General features: G+C 63.6%; 10 protein-coding genes and 1 pseudogene. 8 read left to right on the forward strand and 3 right to left on the reverse strand.

All coding sequences use genetic code 11. The features are described from left to right. Positions 1-216 precede the first annotated feature (216 nt). A pseudogene (locus tag G6N44_RS04030) lies at positions 217-1,354 on the reverse strand (IS3 family transposase). Between the two features lie 177 nt (positions 1,355-1,531). Here G6N44_RS04030 and G6N44_RS04035 point away from each other — a divergent pair. Next, a complete protein-coding gene (locus G6N44_RS04035; RefSeq protein WP_179964476.1) occupies positions 1,532-2,467 on the forward strand; it encodes a type IIL restriction-modification enzyme MmeI in 936 nt (311 codons plus the stop codon). Positions 2,468-2,615: 148 nt separating this feature from the next. On the opposite strand, the gene G6N44_RS04040 is transcribed toward G6N44_RS04035, so the two are convergent. Next, positions 2,616-6,683 (reverse strand): Eco57I restriction-modification methylase domain-containing protein, encoded by a 4,068-nt coding sequence (locus G6N44_RS04040; protein WP_163661318.1) that lies wholly within the window; start codon positions 6,681-6,683, stop codon positions 2,616-2,618. Then, a complete protein-coding gene (gene drmD, locus G6N44_RS04045; RefSeq protein ID WP_235682941.1) occupies positions 6,683-10,231 on the reverse strand; it encodes a DISARM system SNF2-like helicase DrmD in 3,549 nt (1,182 codons plus the stop codon). Before drmD ends, G6N44_RS04040 begins: the two co-directional genes overlap by 1 nt. A gap of 98 nt (positions 10,232-10,329) precedes the next feature. Between drmD and G6N44_RS04050 the strand changes: the two genes are divergently transcribed. From G6N44_RS04050 to G6N44_RS04080, 7 genes are all read left to right on the forward strand, one after another. Beyond that, positions 10,330-11,472 carry a type II toxin-antitoxin system HicA family toxin gene (locus tag G6N44_RS04050; protein ID WP_163661320.1) on the forward strand — a complete coding sequence of 381 codons (1,143 nt, stop codon included), beginning with the start codon at positions 10,330-10,332 and terminating at the stop codon, positions 11,470-11,472. Positions 11,473-11,686: 214 nt separating this feature from the next. After that, a complete protein-coding gene (locus G6N44_RS04055; RefSeq protein ID WP_163661322.1) occupies positions 11,687-12,319 on the forward strand; it encodes a hypothetical protein in 633 nt (210 codons plus the stop codon). 55 nt (positions 12,320-12,374) lie between these two features. Continuing rightward, the gene (locus tag G6N44_RS04060) at positions 12,375-14,201 is read left to right on the forward strand and encodes an ATP-dependent nuclease (protein ID WP_163661324.1); all 1,827 of its coding nucleotides are present in this window, start codon (positions 12,375-12,377) and stop codon (positions 14,199-14,201) included. Further along, positions 14,201-16,042 carry an ATP-dependent helicase gene (locus G6N44_RS04065; protein WP_163661326.1) on the forward strand — a complete coding sequence of 614 codons (1,842 nt, stop codon included), beginning with the start codon at positions 14,201-14,203 and terminating at the stop codon, positions 16,040-16,042. Before G6N44_RS04060 ends, G6N44_RS04065 begins: the two co-directional genes overlap by 1 nt. Before the next feature lie 745 nt (positions 16,043-16,787). Continuing rightward, positions 16,788-17,108 (forward strand): zinc-binding dehydrogenase, encoded by a 321-nt coding sequence (locus tag G6N44_RS04070; RefSeq protein ID WP_163661328.1) that lies wholly within the window; start codon positions 16,788-16,790, stop codon positions 17,106-17,108. Then, on the forward strand, positions 17,105-17,284 hold the full coding sequence (locus G6N44_RS04075; protein ID WP_163661330.1) for an aryl-alcohol dehydrogenase: 180 nt from the start codon (positions 17,105-17,107) through the stop codon (positions 17,282-17,284). Before G6N44_RS04070 ends, G6N44_RS04075 begins: the two co-directional genes overlap by 4 nt. A gap of 52 nt (positions 17,285-17,336) precedes the next feature. Next, positions 17,337-19,145 (forward strand): serine/threonine-protein kinase, encoded by a 1,809-nt coding sequence (locus G6N44_RS04080; protein WP_163661332.1) that lies wholly within the window; start codon positions 17,337-17,339, stop codon positions 19,143-19,145. The last annotated feature ends 311 nt before the right edge of the window (positions 19,146-19,456 follow it).

The raw sequence follows: 19,456 nt of genomic DNA on the forward strand, positions 1-19,456 counted from the left end.
GTGATACGCGCGAAGTCGGCCTGGACGCGATGGTCGCCAACGGTTTCACCATCACTCGCGCCATCCAATCTCGCTCGTGGCCGGCCTCGAGCGCCAACCTTGAGTACGCCGCAGCCTGGGGCACGCTCGGCCCCGTCGCCGAGGGCGTGCCCCGCGTCGCCGACGACGTGCCGGTGCGCCGCATCAGTGAGGGGGACCCATTCGGTGGTCCAGTCGCTATGCGGCTTGGGGTTGGTGGGTCGTGGTCCACTGTAGGGCGAACTCGGCTGGGCTGAGTCCGCGGTGGGCCGAATGCGGTCGGTTGGCGTTGTAGTCGATCCTCCAGTCTTCGATGATCACCCGGGCTTCGAGCAGTGAGTCGAAGCGCCAGGAGTTGAGCAGCTCGTCGCGCAGTCGGCCGTTGAACGACTCGATCCATGCGTTCTGCCAGGGTGATCCGGGGTCGATGAAAAGTGAGCCGGTGCCGTTGAACCGGCACCAGTCGTTGACCGCGTGGGCGACGAACTCGGGCCCGTTGTCAAAGCGCACGTAGTGCGGCGCGCCATGTTGGTCGACCAGTTGGTCGAGGATGTCGACGACCCGGTCGGCGTTGATGGCGCGATCGACGTGGATCGCCAGGGCTTCGCGGGTGAACTCGTCGATGATGTTGAGCATTTTGATGGTGCGCCCGTCGGCGGTGGTGTCGAACTGAAAGTCCATCGCCCAGATCACGTTCGGCTGGATCGGGCACATCGCGCCGACCGCGGTCCCGATGCCGGTCAGACGTTTCTTCTTGCGGCGCTGCGGGACTCGCAGGCCCTCGTCGCGCCACAGTCGGCGGACGCGCTTGTTGTTGACGACCCAGCCCGCTTTTCGTGCGGCAATCGCCGCTCGTCGCCAGCCCCAGCGGGGCCGGTCGGTGGAGAATTTCCGCAGCCAGGCCCGCAGCTCGGCTTCCTCGTCGGTGATCGGTGGCGGCGTCAGTCGCATCGTGGAGCGGTGAATGCCGACCACCGTGCAGGCTCGACGCTCAGAGACCCGAACCGCTCACGCAACGCCGTGACGGCGCTGCGCTTGCGATCCGGGGTCAGAAGTTTCCCGACGAGATCTCCTTGAGCATGTCGATGTCGAGGGCCTGATTGGCGACCAGCTTCTTGAGCCGGGCGTTCTCGGCCTCGAGTTCCTTGAGCCGTTTGGCCTCGTTGGCTTTCATGCCGCCGTACTGGGCGACCCAGCGATGCCAGGTCGACTCGGTGACCTCCAGGTGCCGGCACACCTCGGCCAGCTCCTGCCCGGTCCCGAGGAGCTTGTTGCCCTCGGCGAGCTTGCGGATGATCTGATCCGGCGTGTGCCGCCGGCGCTTGTTCGATGCCATGTCGTCGTCGATTCTTCCTGCCCGAACACCGGGCATCAGAGTCGCACAACAACTGGACCACTACGAAGGGCTCACCTCATCAGCACCCTGCTCGAACCCGCCGGCCGAATAGAAGGCAACCCCATCCGACTCCCAGAAAACTCCGGAATCGCCTACATCGGGTGCTACGTGCTCGGCATGGGGTTCGTGGTCGATGTTGCTGAAGCGCACGAGTGGATTGCCACCGATGCACGCAACGCTGAAGTGCTCTTCCCCTACCTCAACGGCGAAGACCTCAACTCCCGTCCCGACGCCTCCGCCTCCCGCTGGGTCATCGACTTCAACGACCGCACCGAAGCCGACGCCGCGACCTACACACTTCCGTATTCCCGGCTAGCCGAACAAGTCAAGGCGGAGAGAGCGGGCAAGCCGAAAGCAGTGCGCGACGCTCCGTGGTGGTTGTTCCTGCGGGCACGTCCCGCGATGCGTGAAGCGGTCGCCGCATTGTCGGAGGTGTTGGTCATCGCTCGTGTCAGCAAAACCGTGATGCCACTGCGCGTTCCGACAGGTCAGGTGCCGAGCGAAGCCTGTGTGGTGTTCGCCTCGGACAGCTACAGTCACCAGGCAGTCTTGTCATCAAGCCTGCACCAGATCTGGGCGATCACCTATGGTTCGGGGCTGCGGAACGACCCGCGTTACACCCCTTCGGATGTGTTTGAGACCTTCCCCCGTCCCACGCTTACGGATCGCCTTGAGCGCGTCGGACGCACCCTGGACGAGGAACGTCGCGAGATCATGCTCCGCCGCAAACTCGGATTGACGGCCCTCTATAACCTGGCCAACGACAGGCACATCGCCGATAGCTCAGACCCCGACGTCGCCCGGGCACGGGCCATCCACGTCGAACTCGACTACGCAGTCATAGAGGCCTATGGGTGGTCGGATATTCCGCTGGACCACGGGTTCCATACTTACAGAAAGATGGAGCGCTGGACCATGTGCCCAACTGCGCGCACCGAGATTCTTGATCGGCTCCTTGAAGAGAACCATCACCGCGCCGAACTGGGTCCGTCAAGTCAACCCGTCTCGGCGCGAATCGAGGTCCCCCACGAGGAAGGCACACTTTTCTCCTGATCTCGCTCTCCCAGTTCGGGCCGATCCCCGAATCCATAGCCACGACCCGAGTGGGGCCGAAGCGGCGCCCGCAGGAACAAAGCAGATGCGCGACCTGCGTTGGGTCGCCCAGCTTCCGGCACCGGCGAGTTGAACGACGAACGTCCATTCAGGTGAACAGTGTCCCGTCCTCCATGGGTAAGTTGGTCTTGCGTGAGGCGGCCTGGTAAGGCCGTTCCAGTTCAGCGCGACGGTGGTTCTCTTGGACAAGGCGATCAAAGATTTCGACGCGGGCTGCAGGACTTACCGTCCAGCGAGTCATCTGCCGGTAGGTGTGGAAGCCATGGTCTACAGGGATGTTGTCCCAACCGTAGGCGTCCATGGTCGCCTCATCTACATCGACATGGATGTTGCGCAGTCGGTCGACATCCATGTCGCCTTTCAGATCGGGGTTGTTTACGAGGTTATAGAGGGCCGTCAATCCGAGTTTGCGGCGGAGCATGATCTCGCGACGTTCCTCGTCCAGGGTGTGTCCGACGCGCTCAAGGCGATCCGTCAGCGTGGGACGGGGGAACGTATCAAACACGTCGGAGGGCGAGTAGTTCACATCAGCGCGCATGGTGGAGCCATATTTCACAGCCCAGAGCTGATGCAGGTTTGACGACAGAACAGCCTGATCGGCGAACGAATGAGTTGCAAAGACCCCGAGCTTGTGACTGAATACTTGCCCAGTCGAAACCCTTACCGGCATCACTGTTTTGCTGACAAGCGCGACGACCAACACCTCCGACAACGGAGCGATCGCTTTTCGCATTGCCGGACGCTTCTCGCCGTACTGCCACCAGCGCTCGGGCAGAGGTCGGCGCAACACGAACGATCCGTCCGGCTTCACACGCTGTCGCTCCGGCTTTACAGCGGCGACGAGTCTGCGAAACGGGAGGACGTACTCTGCGGCGTCGGCTTCGGTGCGGTCGTTGAAGTCGATGACCCAGCGGGAGGCGGAGGCGTCGGGGCGGGAGTTGAGGTCTTCGCCGTTGAGGTAGGGGAAGAGCACTTCAGCGTTGCGTGCATCGGTGGCAATCCACCGTTGCGCTTCGGCAACATCGAGAACAAAGCCCATCCCGAGGACGATGCAGCCCTGGAACGCGATACCGGAATTTTCTGGGAGTCGGATGGGGTTGCCTTCTATTCGGCCGGCGGGTTCGAGCAGGGTGCTGATGCGGCGCACCGGCACGTCGTCGGCGACGCGGGGCACGCCCTCGGCGACGGGGCCGAGCGTGCCCCAGGCTGCGGCGTACTCAAGGTTGGCGCTCGAGGCCGGCCACGAGCGAGATTGGATGGCGCGAGTGATGGTGAAACCGTTGGCGACCATCGCGTCCAGGCCGACTTCACGCGTATCACCTTGCGCCACAGTGTTTGTAGCGATTAGCCCTATTGTGCCCTTCGCCTGCAACAGTGAGGTGGCGCGGAGGAAGAAGTAGGCGACTAAATCGGCGCTGCCACGGCGGCCTCCAGCAACACTGTTGACGAACCAGTCGCGGACAGACGTGCCGACCGCTCCGGTGAGCTTCTGGCCACCGAGAAATGGCGGATTCCCGATGATCGCGTCGAACCCGCCGCGCTCCACGACGACATCGGGCGCTTCGATGACCCAGTGATTCGGCTGCCACCGCTCATAGTCGGTCGGCACGGTCGGAGTGAGGCCAGTGTGGATGATCCTGTCGAGCATGGTCGAATCTGGCTCGCCGGATTCCGGATATGCGGCTTTGACGGCGATGCGGAGGTTCTCGTATGCGTCGTCGAGAGCCCTTCCCGGTTTGCCTCCGAGCGGCAGCCCGGCGGCAATCGCCCCATCAGCAATCTTGCGCAATTCGGCTGTCACATCATGCAATTGGTCAAGCTGACGGCGCTTTGCCGTGCTGTTGCGGGCCGGGTCGTTCTCGTCGATTTCGGAGGCGAGCTTGCGGCGCAAGTCGACAGCTTTGCGGATGATGGCGTCGATGTCGACGTCGTAGAAGTCGATCATCGCCGTGGATGGCACCCGTGATGGGTCGATGTGCAGCTTGCGGAGTTGGTCGAGGCTGGTCAGCCCGAGCAGGGAGTTGCCGAGGAAGATCTTGTCGTCGACGAACGAAAACGGCAGGTCGCGGTCCAGCGATACCAGCCATAGCGACAGTTTGCACATCTCGACGGCCATGTCGTTGATGTCGGCGCCGTAGATGCAGTTGGCGACGACCTCACGGATGGCCCGCAGATACAGGTCGCCGCGTTGACTGTTGGTGGGGTCTTCAGCGGTCCACGCCTCCACCACCCGTTCGGCGAGATAACGTGCGGCGGCGACCAGGAATGCCCCAGAGCCACAAGCGATGTCGGCGACTTTGAGGCTGAGGATGTCGTCGGAGGGTTTGAGCGTCCACGTCGATTCGTCGGCGGTCTGGTACGGGCCGGGTTGGTAGCACAGCGGTTGCAGCGCGTGCAGCACCACCTCTTCGGCCAGCGATTTCGGCGTGTAATGCGCGCCGGCATTCTTGCGCGACGGGGTTTCCTTGACCATCAGGCCGCCGGCGCGGACGACCATTGGCCGGCCGCGCAGGTCCTGACGGATCAGGCCCAGCCACGGCAGCACCCGCTCCCGCAGATCGGTGTCGTCGCCGACGGCCTGGGTCAGCGCACTGACGACGTTGGGCTCCACTGTGGCACCCATCGCTTTGGCGATCGCAGATTCTGATTGTGGCGTGGCCGAGGGTTGGTCCTGCTCGACCCAATCGCGGACGGCGGCGGCCAGCTTCTTCGGCGAATCGTCGTGCCCGCCGTGCAGCTGTTCGAGCTGCGCCAGCGGGATCTCCGGTTCCTCACCCTTCTTGCCGCCCAGACCGAGGTGGGTCTCGCTGACGGTGACGGCCGTGTAACCGAGCAGACCCTCATAGATGTAGCCGATCTGCTCAACATCGATATCGCGGAACGAGATTCGGCGCGCCTCACCGCCCTTGAGCTCAGCCTGCTGCACCGACCGCAGGGCGTGCAGCATCACCCGGTCGGACACGGTCAGCGCCAGCGCGCCCTGGTCGGTGGTGGCGGTCAGGAATCCAAACCGGCTGGGGTCGAACAGCGACCCGCCGTAGGCGGGCATCCGCATACCCTCGAACGAAGCGCCGGCGTAGAGCGCCTGACTGGTGGCCAGCAGGCGATGCCACGTCATCGAGGTGGCGTCGAGCGCCTCCTCGCCTTCGTTGATTTCGCGTGCCTGCAACCGATCCAGCGACCCGGCGATACCGTAGCCCTGCTCGAACAGCTCCCCCGACGGCAGCAGGCCGCGTTCCTCGGCGAACAGCAGGAACACGATCCGCATCATGGTGGTGACCGCGGCCTCGTACGCGTCGTGCGGGTGCTCGGGCAGCGGATTCGGCAGCCCGCGGCGGAGCGCGTCGGCGGCGGATTCGGAGAACGACGCGATCAGCAACTCCACGGCGCGGCGCACCTGGGAGCCCAGGGCCTCGGTGATCTCCTCGGCGGCGGCCACCGAATCCTTGAACAAGTCCGGCAGCCGGTCGTTCGGGTCGCCGCCGATGATGTACTGGCGGCCGGTAATCGTGAAGAAGGCGTCGCGGGTGCGAGGTTCCTCGATCCAGGTCAGTGCGTCCACGATGCCGGAGGCCGCCATGGCGCCGTCGCGGGCGCACACCAGACCCCACCAGCGTCCGTCGGTGACAATGCCGGTCTGGATGCCGTTGTCGCGCAACAACGCTTCCATCCGGTCGACCGGGGTCGCCGCCCACAGATCGTTGGGCACCTGCCGCAGCGAATCGACCGGATCGATCACGGAGACCAGGGCGCCGATGCCGTCGGGCCCGGTGAGTGCGGCCTGCGCGGTCACCGTCACCGCCCGGTTCGGGGACTGCGCCGACACCCCGGGCACCTCACCCCAGGACAGCGACTCGGCCCAGCCGACCACCTCCCGCAACACGGTTTCGACCCACTTGTCGCGGGCCACCCGGTAGCCATCCAGGGTCGCCTCGTCATCCGGGCGGCGGTCGAGCGCCTCCCACGCGGGTTCGAAATCCTTGCGGGCGTCGGCCAGCAGGCCCTTGCGGTCCGCGGGCAGGCTCGGCATCCCTTGCGGCCACACCCGTTTGAGCGGGGCGATCGCCAGGAACGGGCCTTCGGTGTCGACCAGTTGCAGCCACTGCCGGTGCAGGTCAGCGACATTGGCGGTCTGTTGGCGTCGTCGCGCGGCCATCAGCGCAACCCTCCTTCCGCGTCGTCGGGGGTGAGCGCGAACACCACGGCCGCCGCGGTGGTGTGCGGTTTGACGTCGGCGTAGCGTTCGCTGATCGCCGCGACCTCGCGCGCTTCCTCGTCGTCAAGGTCGTCGAGGCGGCGTTGCATGGCCTCGATGTCGCGGCGCCACTGCTTCTGCTGATCGTCGGCCCACAGCATCGCCTCGGACTCGGCCTGTTTGGAGCGCAGCTGGGCCAGGGAGTCGCGCAGGTTGCTGCGGAACGCCGCGAAAATGTCGCGCGCCCGTTGGGTATCGGCGTGTTGGCGTTTGGTCAGCTGCTCGATCACGGATTCCTGCCGGCGCGCCGCCCGATCCTGCATCGACGCCTCCAACCGGGTACGCAACGGCGCGTCGGGGATGTTCCACAGCTGGCACAGGTGATCGCGGACCTGCTGGCCGGCGGGTGTGAGCTTCTCCGCGTCGAGCGCGTGGTCTAGAGCCTTCTCGGCTTTCTCCTCGGCCATCGCCCGGCGGCCCTTCAACCGCACCCCGACCAGGAACACGTCCTCGTGTAGCCGCAGCCCGCCGCGGCCGACCAGCACCATGCGGGTCACTGCCGCCACGAACGATTCCGGCAGGTCCTCGACCACCACCGCGGTCACCCGGCTCAACGGAGAATCCACGCTCCACAACGAACTACGCAGCAGCCGTTGGGCTTTCTGCACGATCGGGTGCCCGAGGTGCACATACACCAGGTCGCTGCGTCCTTCCGCGGCGGCCGGGTCGAACGTGATCGGCCGCAGCACATCGGGTTCCAACCGGGTTTCCAAGCCTTTGAGGGTGTCCTGCCACCCTGGGCTCAACGCCGGCACCTCGAACACCTCGGCGTCGGTGTCCGGGTCACCGATCGGCTGCAACGGCAACTGATGATTGATCCGCAACGCGGTGTCGACCACGCGGCGCAGATTCTCCGGTTCCAAATGCAGATCGGCGCGTGACGCGTCATAGCCGCGTTCCAGCTCCGTCAACCGTGCGTTGAGTTCGATACCTCCGGCCAGCGTCTCTTGGATCACCTGATTGCCGTCGAGGCCCTTGGCTTTGCGTGTGGCAGGGGTGCGGCGGGCGAAATGCTCCTGAATCTCCTCGCCGATCACCTGGTTGGCCGACCCCAGATCCACCTCGACCTGGGCGATCTTTCGGGCGATGCGGGCCATGAATTCCGCGTCGGCCCCATAGGTGGAGGACTTGTCGTCGGGAACGAAGTGATGGACCTCGGGTGTCTCGGTTTGGCCGTAGCGATCAATGCGACCGATGCGCTGCTCCAGCCGCGACGGGTTGAACGGGATGTCGAAGTTCACCAACCGGTGGCAGTGGGTTTGCAGGTCGATACCCTCACCCGCTGCATCGGTGGCCAGCAGCACCCGCACCGGCTCCTTGGCCGGGTCCGCGGTGAACTGCAACCGGATGAGTTCGCGGTCCTCGGTGGGCGTTTGGCCTTCGATGACCGCCAACCGGTCGGTGTAGCCGTGGGAGGCCAAGACCCGCTGCAACCAGCCGAGGGTATGGGCGTATTCGGTGAACACCACCACCCGCTCGTTGGACCAATGCTTGCCGCCGGGCCGGCACACCGCGTCCAGGAAAGTGATCAGCCGTTCCAGCCGGGAATCCGGGCGCCCCTCGTAGCTCAGCCCCCACTCGGCCAGCTTCTCCAGCTGTCCCGGCTCGGCCGCGCTGAGCGGGTCCGAGGCCTTCGACTCACGAAGCCGCTCGGCCTCGTCCTGCTCCCACAGGCCTTCTTCCTCGTCGGCCTGACCGTCACCGAAGATGTCGTCGTAGTCGTCGTCGGAGAGTCCGCGGCCGGTCCGCGCATCCACGTAGTGGCCGATCGTCATGCCAAAAGCGAAGGGGCTGGACAAGAATCGCTTCTTGAGCAGCATGGTGACGATGTCACCGCCCGGCTTGGTGCCGTTCTTCTTGGCGCTGCGAGTGACAATGTCGTCGAGCAGGGCGAACATCTCCTGCTCGCTGTCATCAGGTGTGAAGTTCAGGATCTTGACTTCGCGGTCCTTGAACCCCTTGCCCGTCAGGTCGCGTTTGAGCCGACGCACCGTGACGTCCTTCAACGCTTTGGCGTCCAGGAGCGCGCCACGGGAGAACCGGCGGGGATCGATCATCTCCATCAGCGCGGTGAACGACTCGGGATGCCCGTTGTGCGGGGTGGCGCTCAGGAACAGCCGGTGCTCACACTTGTCGGCAAGCTGACGGGCCGCCACGGTGCGTTGGGTGTCCACCGAATAGCCGCGGCCGCCGGCCACCGCCGACGGGCTCGACGGCGCGACGTGGTGGGCCTCATCGACGATGAGGACATCGAAGGCAAACCGCTTGCCCACCTTCGGGTTACGGGCCTGGGCGTAGACGTCGCGCAGCAGCCGTTGGCACCGCACCTGCGGCAGCCACGCCATCGACACGATCACCCGCGGGTAGAGCTGGAACGGGTTGGCGTGCAGCCCGTGGGTGCGGCGCACCTGCGCCATCAGCTCGCTGTTGACGATGACGAACTGCAGACCGAACTTGTCGCGCATCTCGTCCTGCCACTTCAGTGCCAGGCTCGGCGGGCACACGATCACCGCGGTGCGGGCCCGATGCCGCAAGAACAGCTCCTGCAGGACCAGGCCGGCCTCGATGGTCTTGCCCAACCCGACGTCGTCGGCCAGCAGCAAGTTGGTCCGCGGGCTCGTCAGGGCGCGCCTGAGTGGTTCGAGCTGATAGGCCTCCACGACCACACCGGACCAGAACGGCGCCTGGTAGCGGTTCGGGTCGGCCGAGGTGACCGCGCCCCAGCGCATCGCGTCGATGAAGCCCGCCAACGTAGCCGGATCGTCAAACCCCTCCCGGGTGATGTGCTCCGGCAGGCCCTGCGCCGGGGTGACCGTCTGGCCCACCTCCAACTCCCAGATCACCGACAACTGCTGGCCGAGCCGGTCCTCGTCGAGTGACTGCAGATCGACGATGTGATTGAGCTGCGCGGCCGTGTCGTCGGCGGGGCTGCGCGGTAGACCCTGCGCCGCGACGTTGGCAACCGCCCATGTCGCACCGCGTACCTCGACGACCTGACCGGGTTCTGGCAGGGACGGCGCAGCTACGGGCACAGGTGATCCTCCGGTCAGTTTGGTTGGGGGAACAGTATCGCCGTCCGCACCGACAACCGCGCGGATAGCGTCCTCGGAGAGGCCCAGGTGTTCAGAAAGCTTCGTCACTGCTGCGACGACGGCCTGGCTTCGCTGGTGGGGCTTCGCGGTGGCGGTGGCTTCCCGGACTTCTCGGCGAATGCGATTGCGCTGACCGGCGGTCAGAAGCTCTTCGGGCAATGCCTCCGGCAGTTCGTCGTGGAGCAGGTAATCGATCGTGTCGTAGCAGATGCCGTACTTCTCCTGGAGCTCGGCGCAGGTGTTGCGCATCGCCCACTCCTGGCCGTGTGCATCGATCGCCTCTTGCACGGCACGACGGATCGTCGACCGCTGCCCCGGTGACAGTTGGTCTGCTTCTGCTTTCGGTGACACCCCCACAGGGCCAAACCGTAGCTGGGTGGCACGTCTGACACGCGGATTTGAGGCCCGACGTCTCGCTTCACAGTGGACCAGCAATGCTGTGGCAGGATCGCCCCGTGGCTGACCCGCTCTGGCTTCCCGAAGTCGTCGACACCCTCGTGGACATGGACCTCGTTGACCTCGACAGCGTCGGCCCCTGGCCCGGTGATCCAGAAGACGCCGATATCTACGAGCCGGACTGGACGCAGATCCATCCAAATGACCGAATGGCCGATTCGCCGCTTGATGACTTACCGATCGGGCAGTCTGCGGTCATCGACGAAGTCCGCAAGCGCGCCAGCGGCGGGTTCCTGGTTCCGCCGCGTGATGTCTTGGACGCGCTCGCTTGGTACACGCCGATTCACTATTTCGGCCTCGGCTCGGCCATTTACATTCGGGAGTCGGCCGTCTTCGACGTCGCCGTAGCCATCCTCAACCGACTGCCTGAGCCCGAACGCGGGCAACCGGCCAACGTCATGGGTGCGTGCCGAGCAGCCATGTCGGTGCTCTACCTACATGAGGCGTACCACCACAAGATCGAATCGTTGGCAATCCGATTCGAAATGGTGGAGCGGACACGGCGCTACCTCCCCTACTCCAAGGGGGTATTCATCCCGCTCATCAAGCAGGGATCTGATGACGTGCTCGAAGAATCGCTCGCGTGCGCGGAGATGTATCGCCGTTTCAAGAAAGAAGATCTCTACCGCCGAGGAGTCGCCAAGGTTGTCCGGGATGCGACCATCGCGATGCTTCCGGAGTGGTTTCGTGCCCTTCCGCCCAGCTACCGCGAAGCTGGCCGCTACCTCCATGACCGGACATTCGACTACGCGCAACGGGCGCTGATGAGCCAAGTGCACGAAGCAGCCGTTTCGCCCATACGGGCGGCCAGCGAGTGGAACCTGGCCCCGCACCTGCGTCGTGGTCTGTTCGACTGCCAGCGCATCACACACGTGCTCGTCCCGAAGGGCGAGCAACCGATCCTGCCCTGGATCGGCCACGCTCCTGCGCTTCCCTCCGTGAGCAGTCGAAAAGCCATCCGCCACCTGGAAGAACTCGGGTGGAAGGTTGAGCCTGGTCGCGGCAAAGGTTCGCACATTCGTCTCAAACATGTTGGGAAGCAATCACTCACGATCCCCGGCAATCGCGAGTCGCTCTCGCCGGTCGTGTTGAAGTCGGTCGCCCAAGCACTAGGTGTGCGTCTCGGCGATCTGGCTTTCTAGCGGCTAACCGCAACCCCTCGGACGACAACCCGGCGAGAAAGACAGCTGCGCAGGTATGCCCACGCCGGGGGCACGTGGCCGGCCTGCCCTGACGTCGCGGCGGCAGAGCAACCAGGCAGAAACCAACTAGTTAGGTCAGCGCTCGTGATCAATGCTGTCGCGGTCGACCGAACACTGCCCGCTCGTGGTAGTTGCTCGACGCTAGTGTGAGGGAATGGATCCACTGGAATTGGTCCCGCTCCTCGGTGCGCTCGGTGCCGGGTCCGTGATCGGCAACTGGTTCGGCGGGGGCCGCTCACGTCGGGAGGTGCGTAGCGGGATTCTCAGAGCCATCGCCACGACGGAGACAAAGCGATGGGCGACCGATCCTGATTCAACCGACTTTGGAGATTTCATCACGGCGGTCCGCGACTTGGAGACGGCCGCCCTTGTCGCTCGAATCCCGAGGTTAGCCGTGCGCCATTACGTCGTGCTTGCCCATGCGGCCCGCCAACTCAGTGACGACGGGGTGGACTATTTTCGGGACGAGAACGATTTCTGGGGTCCTATCGATGGCTACTTCGACACACTGGTCCGAGATTCAGCCGATGTCCTCACCCGGCTAGCTTGGCGTCCATGGTGGACGCGGCTAGGGCTGCGTTTGGATCTGAGGAATCTACGTACTCGAGCGCTGGAGTTTGACGATCAGAGGCTCCAACGGAGGCTTGCGGGTGCCCAAAAAGCCTACGGGGCTCTGCCGGGAAAACTCGGTCAGCTACCCGGTGTCAAGGATCCTCCGCAGTTCGTCGTGCCGTCCAAAAACACGATTGAAGCCTCCAAGAACGAGACTCAAGTCGGTGGCGGTTAGCCCGGTTCGGCGGTGGCTGCAAAGTGTTGCACCATCAGACCGATAAGTTAACCCAATGTCTGACATTGGGGTCGCGCCCTCTGATCAATCTGTCGATCCCATCGATCACACCACTGCTCCGTTCAACCCTGCGACAGGATTTGCACCGCTGTATGTCGAGCGACTGCATGTGCATTTGTTTCGTGGGATCGACCAGTGCGACATCGAGTTCGAACCCGACGTGACAATTCTCGCGGGTCGAAACAATTCAGGTAAGTCACGAATCCTGGCCGCCCTGAACCTCGCTCTGGGAGGCCGTGCAGCAGAGGCCGACGATTTCACCGTCGGCGAGTCGGCAGAACCGTACATCGACATCGTGCTGGCCCCACCGCCTCCGGTTGGTAAGCAGCCCGATGACGCCTTCAGCGACAGCGTCGGGCGGCGCCTGGGCACCGGTGTGCAGACCCTGCAAGAGGAGCCGCTACGTGAACGGTTCGCCTGGCGAACCTACGTGCGCCACTCAGCGGAGGGTTCCGGCGCCTTTACTGAGACCCGCCTGCTGACGTTCGATGTGACTAATCGACGGTGGACGGAACGGACCGATGCGCCAGGCCTACGGGCCGATCAGCGTGGATTGTTCGCGGTGGACCTCATAGACACGCGGCGTGACCTGGTGGAGGAGCTGGGGCGTCGTGGGTCAACGATACGCAAGATTCTCAGCGACCTGGAAGTGGATGAGGCGAGTCGCCAAACACTCGAAGGTGAACTGAACGCACTGGGGGCCACGATCGTTGCTGGCAGCGCAACGCTTACATCAGTGCGCCAAGCCCTCGAGGGATTACATCAGCTGATCGGGAGCATGGGCGTGCCGCACCTTAATCCGTTGCCCGTCACTCTCGAAGAACTCGCCCGTTCGGTCTCCGTTGACCTGGATACAGGATCGGGCGCACTTCCGATCCGAATGCACGGCGCGGGATCACGTAGTTTAGCATCGCTGCAGGTCCAGGGCGTTCTCTATGATCGTCGACTCGGCAAGGACGGATCATCCCTCCAACCGCACCCGGTGACGCTGGTCGAGGAACCAGAAGCACATCTGCACCCACAGGCGTCGCTGGAACTGAGCAGCCTACTCACAGCTCTGCGGGGCCAGAAAATTGTGTCTACTCACTCCGCACAGCTCGTCACAGCGGTGTCTCCCCGCTGTATCCGACTGTTACGCAACGATACCCAGACTTTGCGCATAGTTGATCTCGGACCTGCGGCCACCGCAGCTGACGCGCCGCACCGGGCGCTCCGCCCTGACCTGCACACCGCAGAGATGGAGACCCTTAAGCGGCTGGTCGAACGGCCGTTCGGGGAACTTGTCTTCGCCAGCGCGGTCATCATCGGGGACGGTGCGACTGAACGCGCGTTCCTACCGGTAGCAGTCCGTCATGCACTCGGTCATCGAGCGCACGGCATCTGCGTGATCGACCCTGAAAGCTTGACCAGCCCACTCGCAACTTCAGCCGTCAAGTTCGCGATGCTGACCGCCACGCCTTGGGTGCTCTTCGCAGACAGCGATCCTGCCGGAAAGGCTGCCGCGATGGCGCTGAGCAACGATCACGGCGATGGTGACGCAACTCGTCTCGTCTGGATATACGGAGTTAACGACGAAGGCCATCCGATACCAGGCGCGTTTGAGACTATGATGGCAACGTTTGACCCTGAATTATGTTGGGCGGCCTGCGATGATGTCCGTCCTGATATCAATCATGGACTTCCTCTGCTGAAAGCTCTGAAAAAAGTTAAGGGCAGCGTCGGTGTGGCGCTGGCGCACAGGCTGATCCAGAAATACCCTGACAGCGCGCTCTGGCCCGATTCGCTGAAGGTGCTCCTTGAGCGCCTGCGACAGGAGTTGTGATGCCACGGCCCACAAGTTCCGACAACATCGACCCACCGTTAAGCGATGAGCAGCGGGCGGTGGTGATGTCTGATGATCGGGCCATCGCCGTAATAGCGAGCGCTGGCAGCGGAAAGACCGAGGTTGTTGCTCGCCGCACACAACGCCTGCTACAGAACTCCTGCGACGATGGCCAAAAAGTGCTGGCGCTGTCGTACACAAAGAAGGCGGCAGACGAGCTGCGAGCCCGGCTCGACGAGCGTCTGGGAGCGCTGGCAGCGAAAGTCGAGACAGACACGGTGCATGGATTCGCCCATACATTGATTCGTGAACACGGAACGAAAATTGGGCTTCCCGTCGAACCCGAGCTGTTGGTGCGCGATGAGGACCGCGTAGAACTTCTTTCTCGATGGCTGCAGGAGCAAGGCAGTACCGAGTCCGGCGACCTCGGTACAGCGTTGCACGAACTAGACTTACTTCGCGCCCGGAATCGCCGCAGCCCCCTTCTCGATGAGTGGGAGGCAGCATTGAGAAATGCTGCCTCACTTGACTATCCGTCCCTCTTATCGGCGGCACGGGAACTCTTCGAGTCGAAGTCGACACGGCGCCAGCTCTCCCGCGTTTACGCTCACCTCATTGTTGACGAAGCACAGAATCTGACTCCGGCACAGTACGAGCTTCTCTCCGCGCTCATTGACGCACCCGGGGGTGGCAATATCATGCCGACGATGCTGGTCGGGGACGACAAACAATCAATCGTTAGCTTCGCCGGCGCGGACCCGCGGCTTATTGCCAGGTTTATCAATGACTACAAGGCAACGACATTCGGGCTCAGTACTAACTTTCGCTCGGCCACCGCGATGTCGTTGGTATCGAGTAGGATTGCCCTCGCGCTGGGGCACACACTTGTCGAGCCCGCCGAGGAAAACAGCGCCCCCGGCCTGATCACTTACCATGAGGCGCCGGACGAAGAAGCTGAAGGCAACCTTGTCGCGACGTGGATCGGTGATCTGCTCAGTAAAGGCATCCCATCGGAGGCGCTCGCTTTGTCAGACGTCCCGACGGTGCGGGCCGAGGACATCGCCGTTTTGGGAAGGTCTGCAGCCGCGCTGAGAAACACCGGAAAATCTCTTACCGCGCAAGGTATTCCCTTCGTCTCCGCCAGTGGAGCGTCTGACTGGCTGGACAGTACGTCAGCCAAAATTGTGCTCGAGATCATCGGACTGCGCAGCGCTAGTGACCACCAGTCGGTGCATTGGCAATTGGCACGGCTCCTCGACATCGATTCCGCACTGGTCACGACCATCGTCGACCTTCGAAACCAACTTCTCTGTACCGCTGACCCGGCACTACAGGCACTCGCTCCCCTGTGTGACATCGAGGATGTTGGCGACTTCGTGGCTGCCTTGGACGATCTCGCCGTGCCCACCGCGTCGAGCACGAGTCAGTTAGCGGCGTGGCAAACGGATCTTGAGCAGCTGCGCGACTCATGGGCCGAATTCGATCAAACCGTCGATCGCGCCGGACTCACTTGGGCAGCATTCAAGTTATTCTGCTCGCGGCAGCAACGCGGCGACGACCTTGCCCCGGGCGTACGGCTGCTGACAATCCACAAATCTCAAGGTCGCGAATTCAGGGCAGTCGCGATCGTCGGACTAAATGATGGACAACTCCCTGACTTTCGGGCCCAGACTCCCGACGAACAGCTTGCCGAACTACGCACCTTCTATGTCGCTGTGACGCGTGCGCGTCGTGCATTGCTCATCACACGTTCCAAATCAAGGTCAACCCGTTACGGCAGCCGGCGGTCAATCCCCTCCCCCTTTCTTGAATACCTGGATCTGCCAACGTCGCGGAAATAGCGTTCCCTGAGAAGGCGGGGCCACGCGGAATTGTTGCTTATCCGCGTGTGCGCCGGAATGACGGTCGTGGCTGCTGCGGCATGGCCCGAAGACCAGCATCCACGTCGCCAACGATTCCGCCGAGCTTCGTATCGACGTCGTGACACTTCCGGCACTCTCAAGTCTTTCTGGATTCTGTCCTGCACTCTCATTTCTTCGCGGACGAATCCATTCAGATCGATCCGGAACTAATTGACAGTGGCCAGCTCACAGCACTGCCGCACTCTCAACCAGTCGCGGATCGGACATCCGATCCGGAACTAGTTGAGAACAATCCGATTCCGCTCTGCTTTCCGGAGCGGTTTTGATCCGCGGTGGCCGCTTGGTTGGCGTGCTCGCTAGGTGCATCCGCGATGATCTGACAGCATCTCGGACTCAGCACCTCGGCCTGTCCGTGACCACCCGGGAGCGCCGGACATGCACTCTCGCGACGGGATCGAAGCCCTCGGGATGCTCTACATAATCGTCACAGTGACGTATCTGTGCGGTGTCGCTGGATGCAGCTGTCGGCGTCTGTGCGGCCGAATCATCCTCCTGTGTAGGGGTTTCCGGGTTCGGAAGCCAGCCGTCGAAGTTGTCTGGTATGCCGACGTCTGGGCAACTGGCCGAACCGGCGACGAAGTCGGAATCAGTCGCCTTGAGAGCCATTGCACGAAGTCGCCGTTAGATATCGCGCCTTCAATCATGCTGTCAACGACAGCGTCCCGTGCAGCGCGTTGTTGTGGCCGATTGCTCGGTGATCATCGCGGTGGACCGGAACGCGCAGCGCCTGGAGCTGGCCAAGGAACTCGGCGCCACGCACACCGTCCTCGCCGAGACCGGCAATCCAGCGGAGGAAGTACGCAGGATCACCGGGAGGGGCGTTCAGTATGCGGTGGAGACCACCGGCGTTCCGTCCGTATTCACCACAATGACGGAGTCGCTCGCTCCCCGTGGCGTGGCAGGCGTATTGGGTGCGGCAGCACTGGGTACCAGCGCCTCGCTGGACATCGGGTCGCTGCTGCCGATGGGATCACCATCAAAATGATCACTGAGGGCGATTCCGTCCCGTCGGTGTTCATCCCTCAGCTCATCGAACTGCACCGGTCCGGCCGGTTCCCGTTTGATCGACTGATCAAGACCTACTCATTCGACCGCATCAACGAAGCCTTCGAGGACTCCGCCAACGGAAGCACCCTGAAGCCGGTCGTGCTCTTCACCTGACTGATGGTGTTCCGGGCATCGCTCGATTTGCCCTGGTTTGTAGGCTTCGAACATGCCGTTCAATGCCGGTGACGTCTTTGCCGGGTACACCATTCAGCGGCTCCTCGGCGCCGGTGGCATGGGCGAGGTCTACCTGGCCCAGCATCCGCGCCTTCCCCGTCTGGATGCGCTCAAGATCCTTTCGGTGAACACCACGCGCGATGATGAGTTCCGCGCCCGGTTCACCCGAGAGGCGGAGTTGGCCGCAACGTTGTGGCATCCGCACATCATCGGGGTGCACGATCGTGGAGAGTTCGACGGCCGGTTGTGGATCTCGATGGACTATGTCGAGGGCACCGACGCCAAGCACTTGATCGAGCAGCACCCGACGGGGATGCCCATCCAGGATGTGGTGGAGATCGTGACGGCCGTCGCCGAAGCCCTCGACGTCGCGCATGAACGGAACCTGCTGCACCGCGATGTCAAACCGGCCAACATCCTGGTCACCCCGCCGTCGGGAAGTGCCCGGCGACGCATACTGCTCACCGATTTCGGCATCGCCCGGGAAGCCGACGACACGAGTGGCCTCACCGAGACCGACGTGGCCATCGGTACCGTCGCGTATGTAGCGCCAGAACAGCTCACCGGGAAGACTCTCGACGGCCGAGCAGACCAGTACGCCCTGGCTGCGACCGCTTTCCATTTGCTGACCGGTACGCCTCTCTTCGACGACGCCAATCGCATCGTCCTGGCCGGCAACCACCTCTACACACCTCCTCCCCAGCTGTCCGAGCGGCGTGCCGACCTCGCGCATCTCGACGCCGTCATGGCGAAGGCGCTCGCGAAGCAACCCGATAAGCGCTACGCGCGGTGCCTGGACTTCGCCCGCGCGCTGGGCGGAAGTACTGACCTGTCGACCGCGCCCGAACCGGTGCCGGTGCAGAATCCGGAGCCAACGCCGCGTGATGCAGGTGGGCACACCGCCCCGTTGGAGACCCCCGACCACCGCGCGCGGAGCAGCTCATCGGAGACCAAGCGGTTGGCCATGCTGACAATCCTGGGCACTGCCCAGGGGGTGCAGAAGCAACCGTCCGGACCTGACGGCGACGAGGAGGTCTGGACGTTCCGTGTGGAGCGATACGAGTCGACCGGTGAAGCGCACACCGTCGTGCCGGTCGAGCTACGCGGCAATTCCATTACGGGCGAACTCTCCGACGGGGATGTGGTGGAGGTCAGCGGCCCCTGGGATGACCGAACGCTGTTCGCCGACTCGGTGGTCAATCACTCGGCCGGGACGCGCGGGCGCCGCCGCGCCCTGGCGTCCCGTCCCGTGCGCATCACCTTGATACTGGCCGTGATCGCGACGACCGTTGCCGCGTCCGTTCTTCTCATTCGCGGTTCGGGCTCCTCGTCGCACAGCAGTCCGGGACCAATCGTGACGCCCACGAGTGCGACGGTGTTCTCCCCCGGCGGTGCACCAGACCATCCGGACCAGGCGGGTCTGGCCATCGACGGCAACCCCGATACGTCATGGCCCACCGACATCTACCAAGATGCCGCACCGTTTCCGGCCTTCAAAGAAGGCGTCGGCCTGCTACTTCACCTCCCGTCGCCGGCCGCCTTGAGCGAGGTGACGATCGACGTGCCGAGCACCGGAACAGAGGTCCAGGTTCGTGCGGCCGACAGTGCCCACCCGAACAGCCTTTCCGACACCACCGAGCTGACGCCGAACATGGTGTTGCAGCCGGGGGAAAACACCATCACCGTCGACAATGAGACGGAAACCTCGAATGTGGTGGTGTGGATTTCGAAGTTGGGCACCCTCGACGGGCAGAGCCGCACGAGCATTTCAGAGATCATGCTGCGGGCCACAGGCGATTGATCGGCGGCTGCGTGGCTCCGTTGGCCGACGCCGCCCAGATCACAATGCACGCCGCCACCGAATCCGTTTCCCAGCGACATGACGCCGGCCGCTGCGCGCACGGAGGTACTCGACAGAATGGGACATTAGTGGGTGGTGCAGGCGGCCGCGCCACGAGCCGGGTCAGCGACAGCACTGAGTCCTCCCCGCACGATACGGCTTTGCTGATAGTCACCTCGGGCGATACCGAAGCGACCGCATGTGGCCGAATGTAATCGGCTGAATAGCGTTAAGCCCGCGGCGGCGGATGATCCGGCCGGGCAATCCGCCGT

This window comes from Mycolicibacterium alvei (genome assembly GCF_010727325.1).
GTDB classification, from domain to species: domain Bacteria; phylum Actinomycetota; class Actinomycetes; order Mycobacteriales; family Mycobacteriaceae; genus Mycobacterium; species Mycobacterium alvei.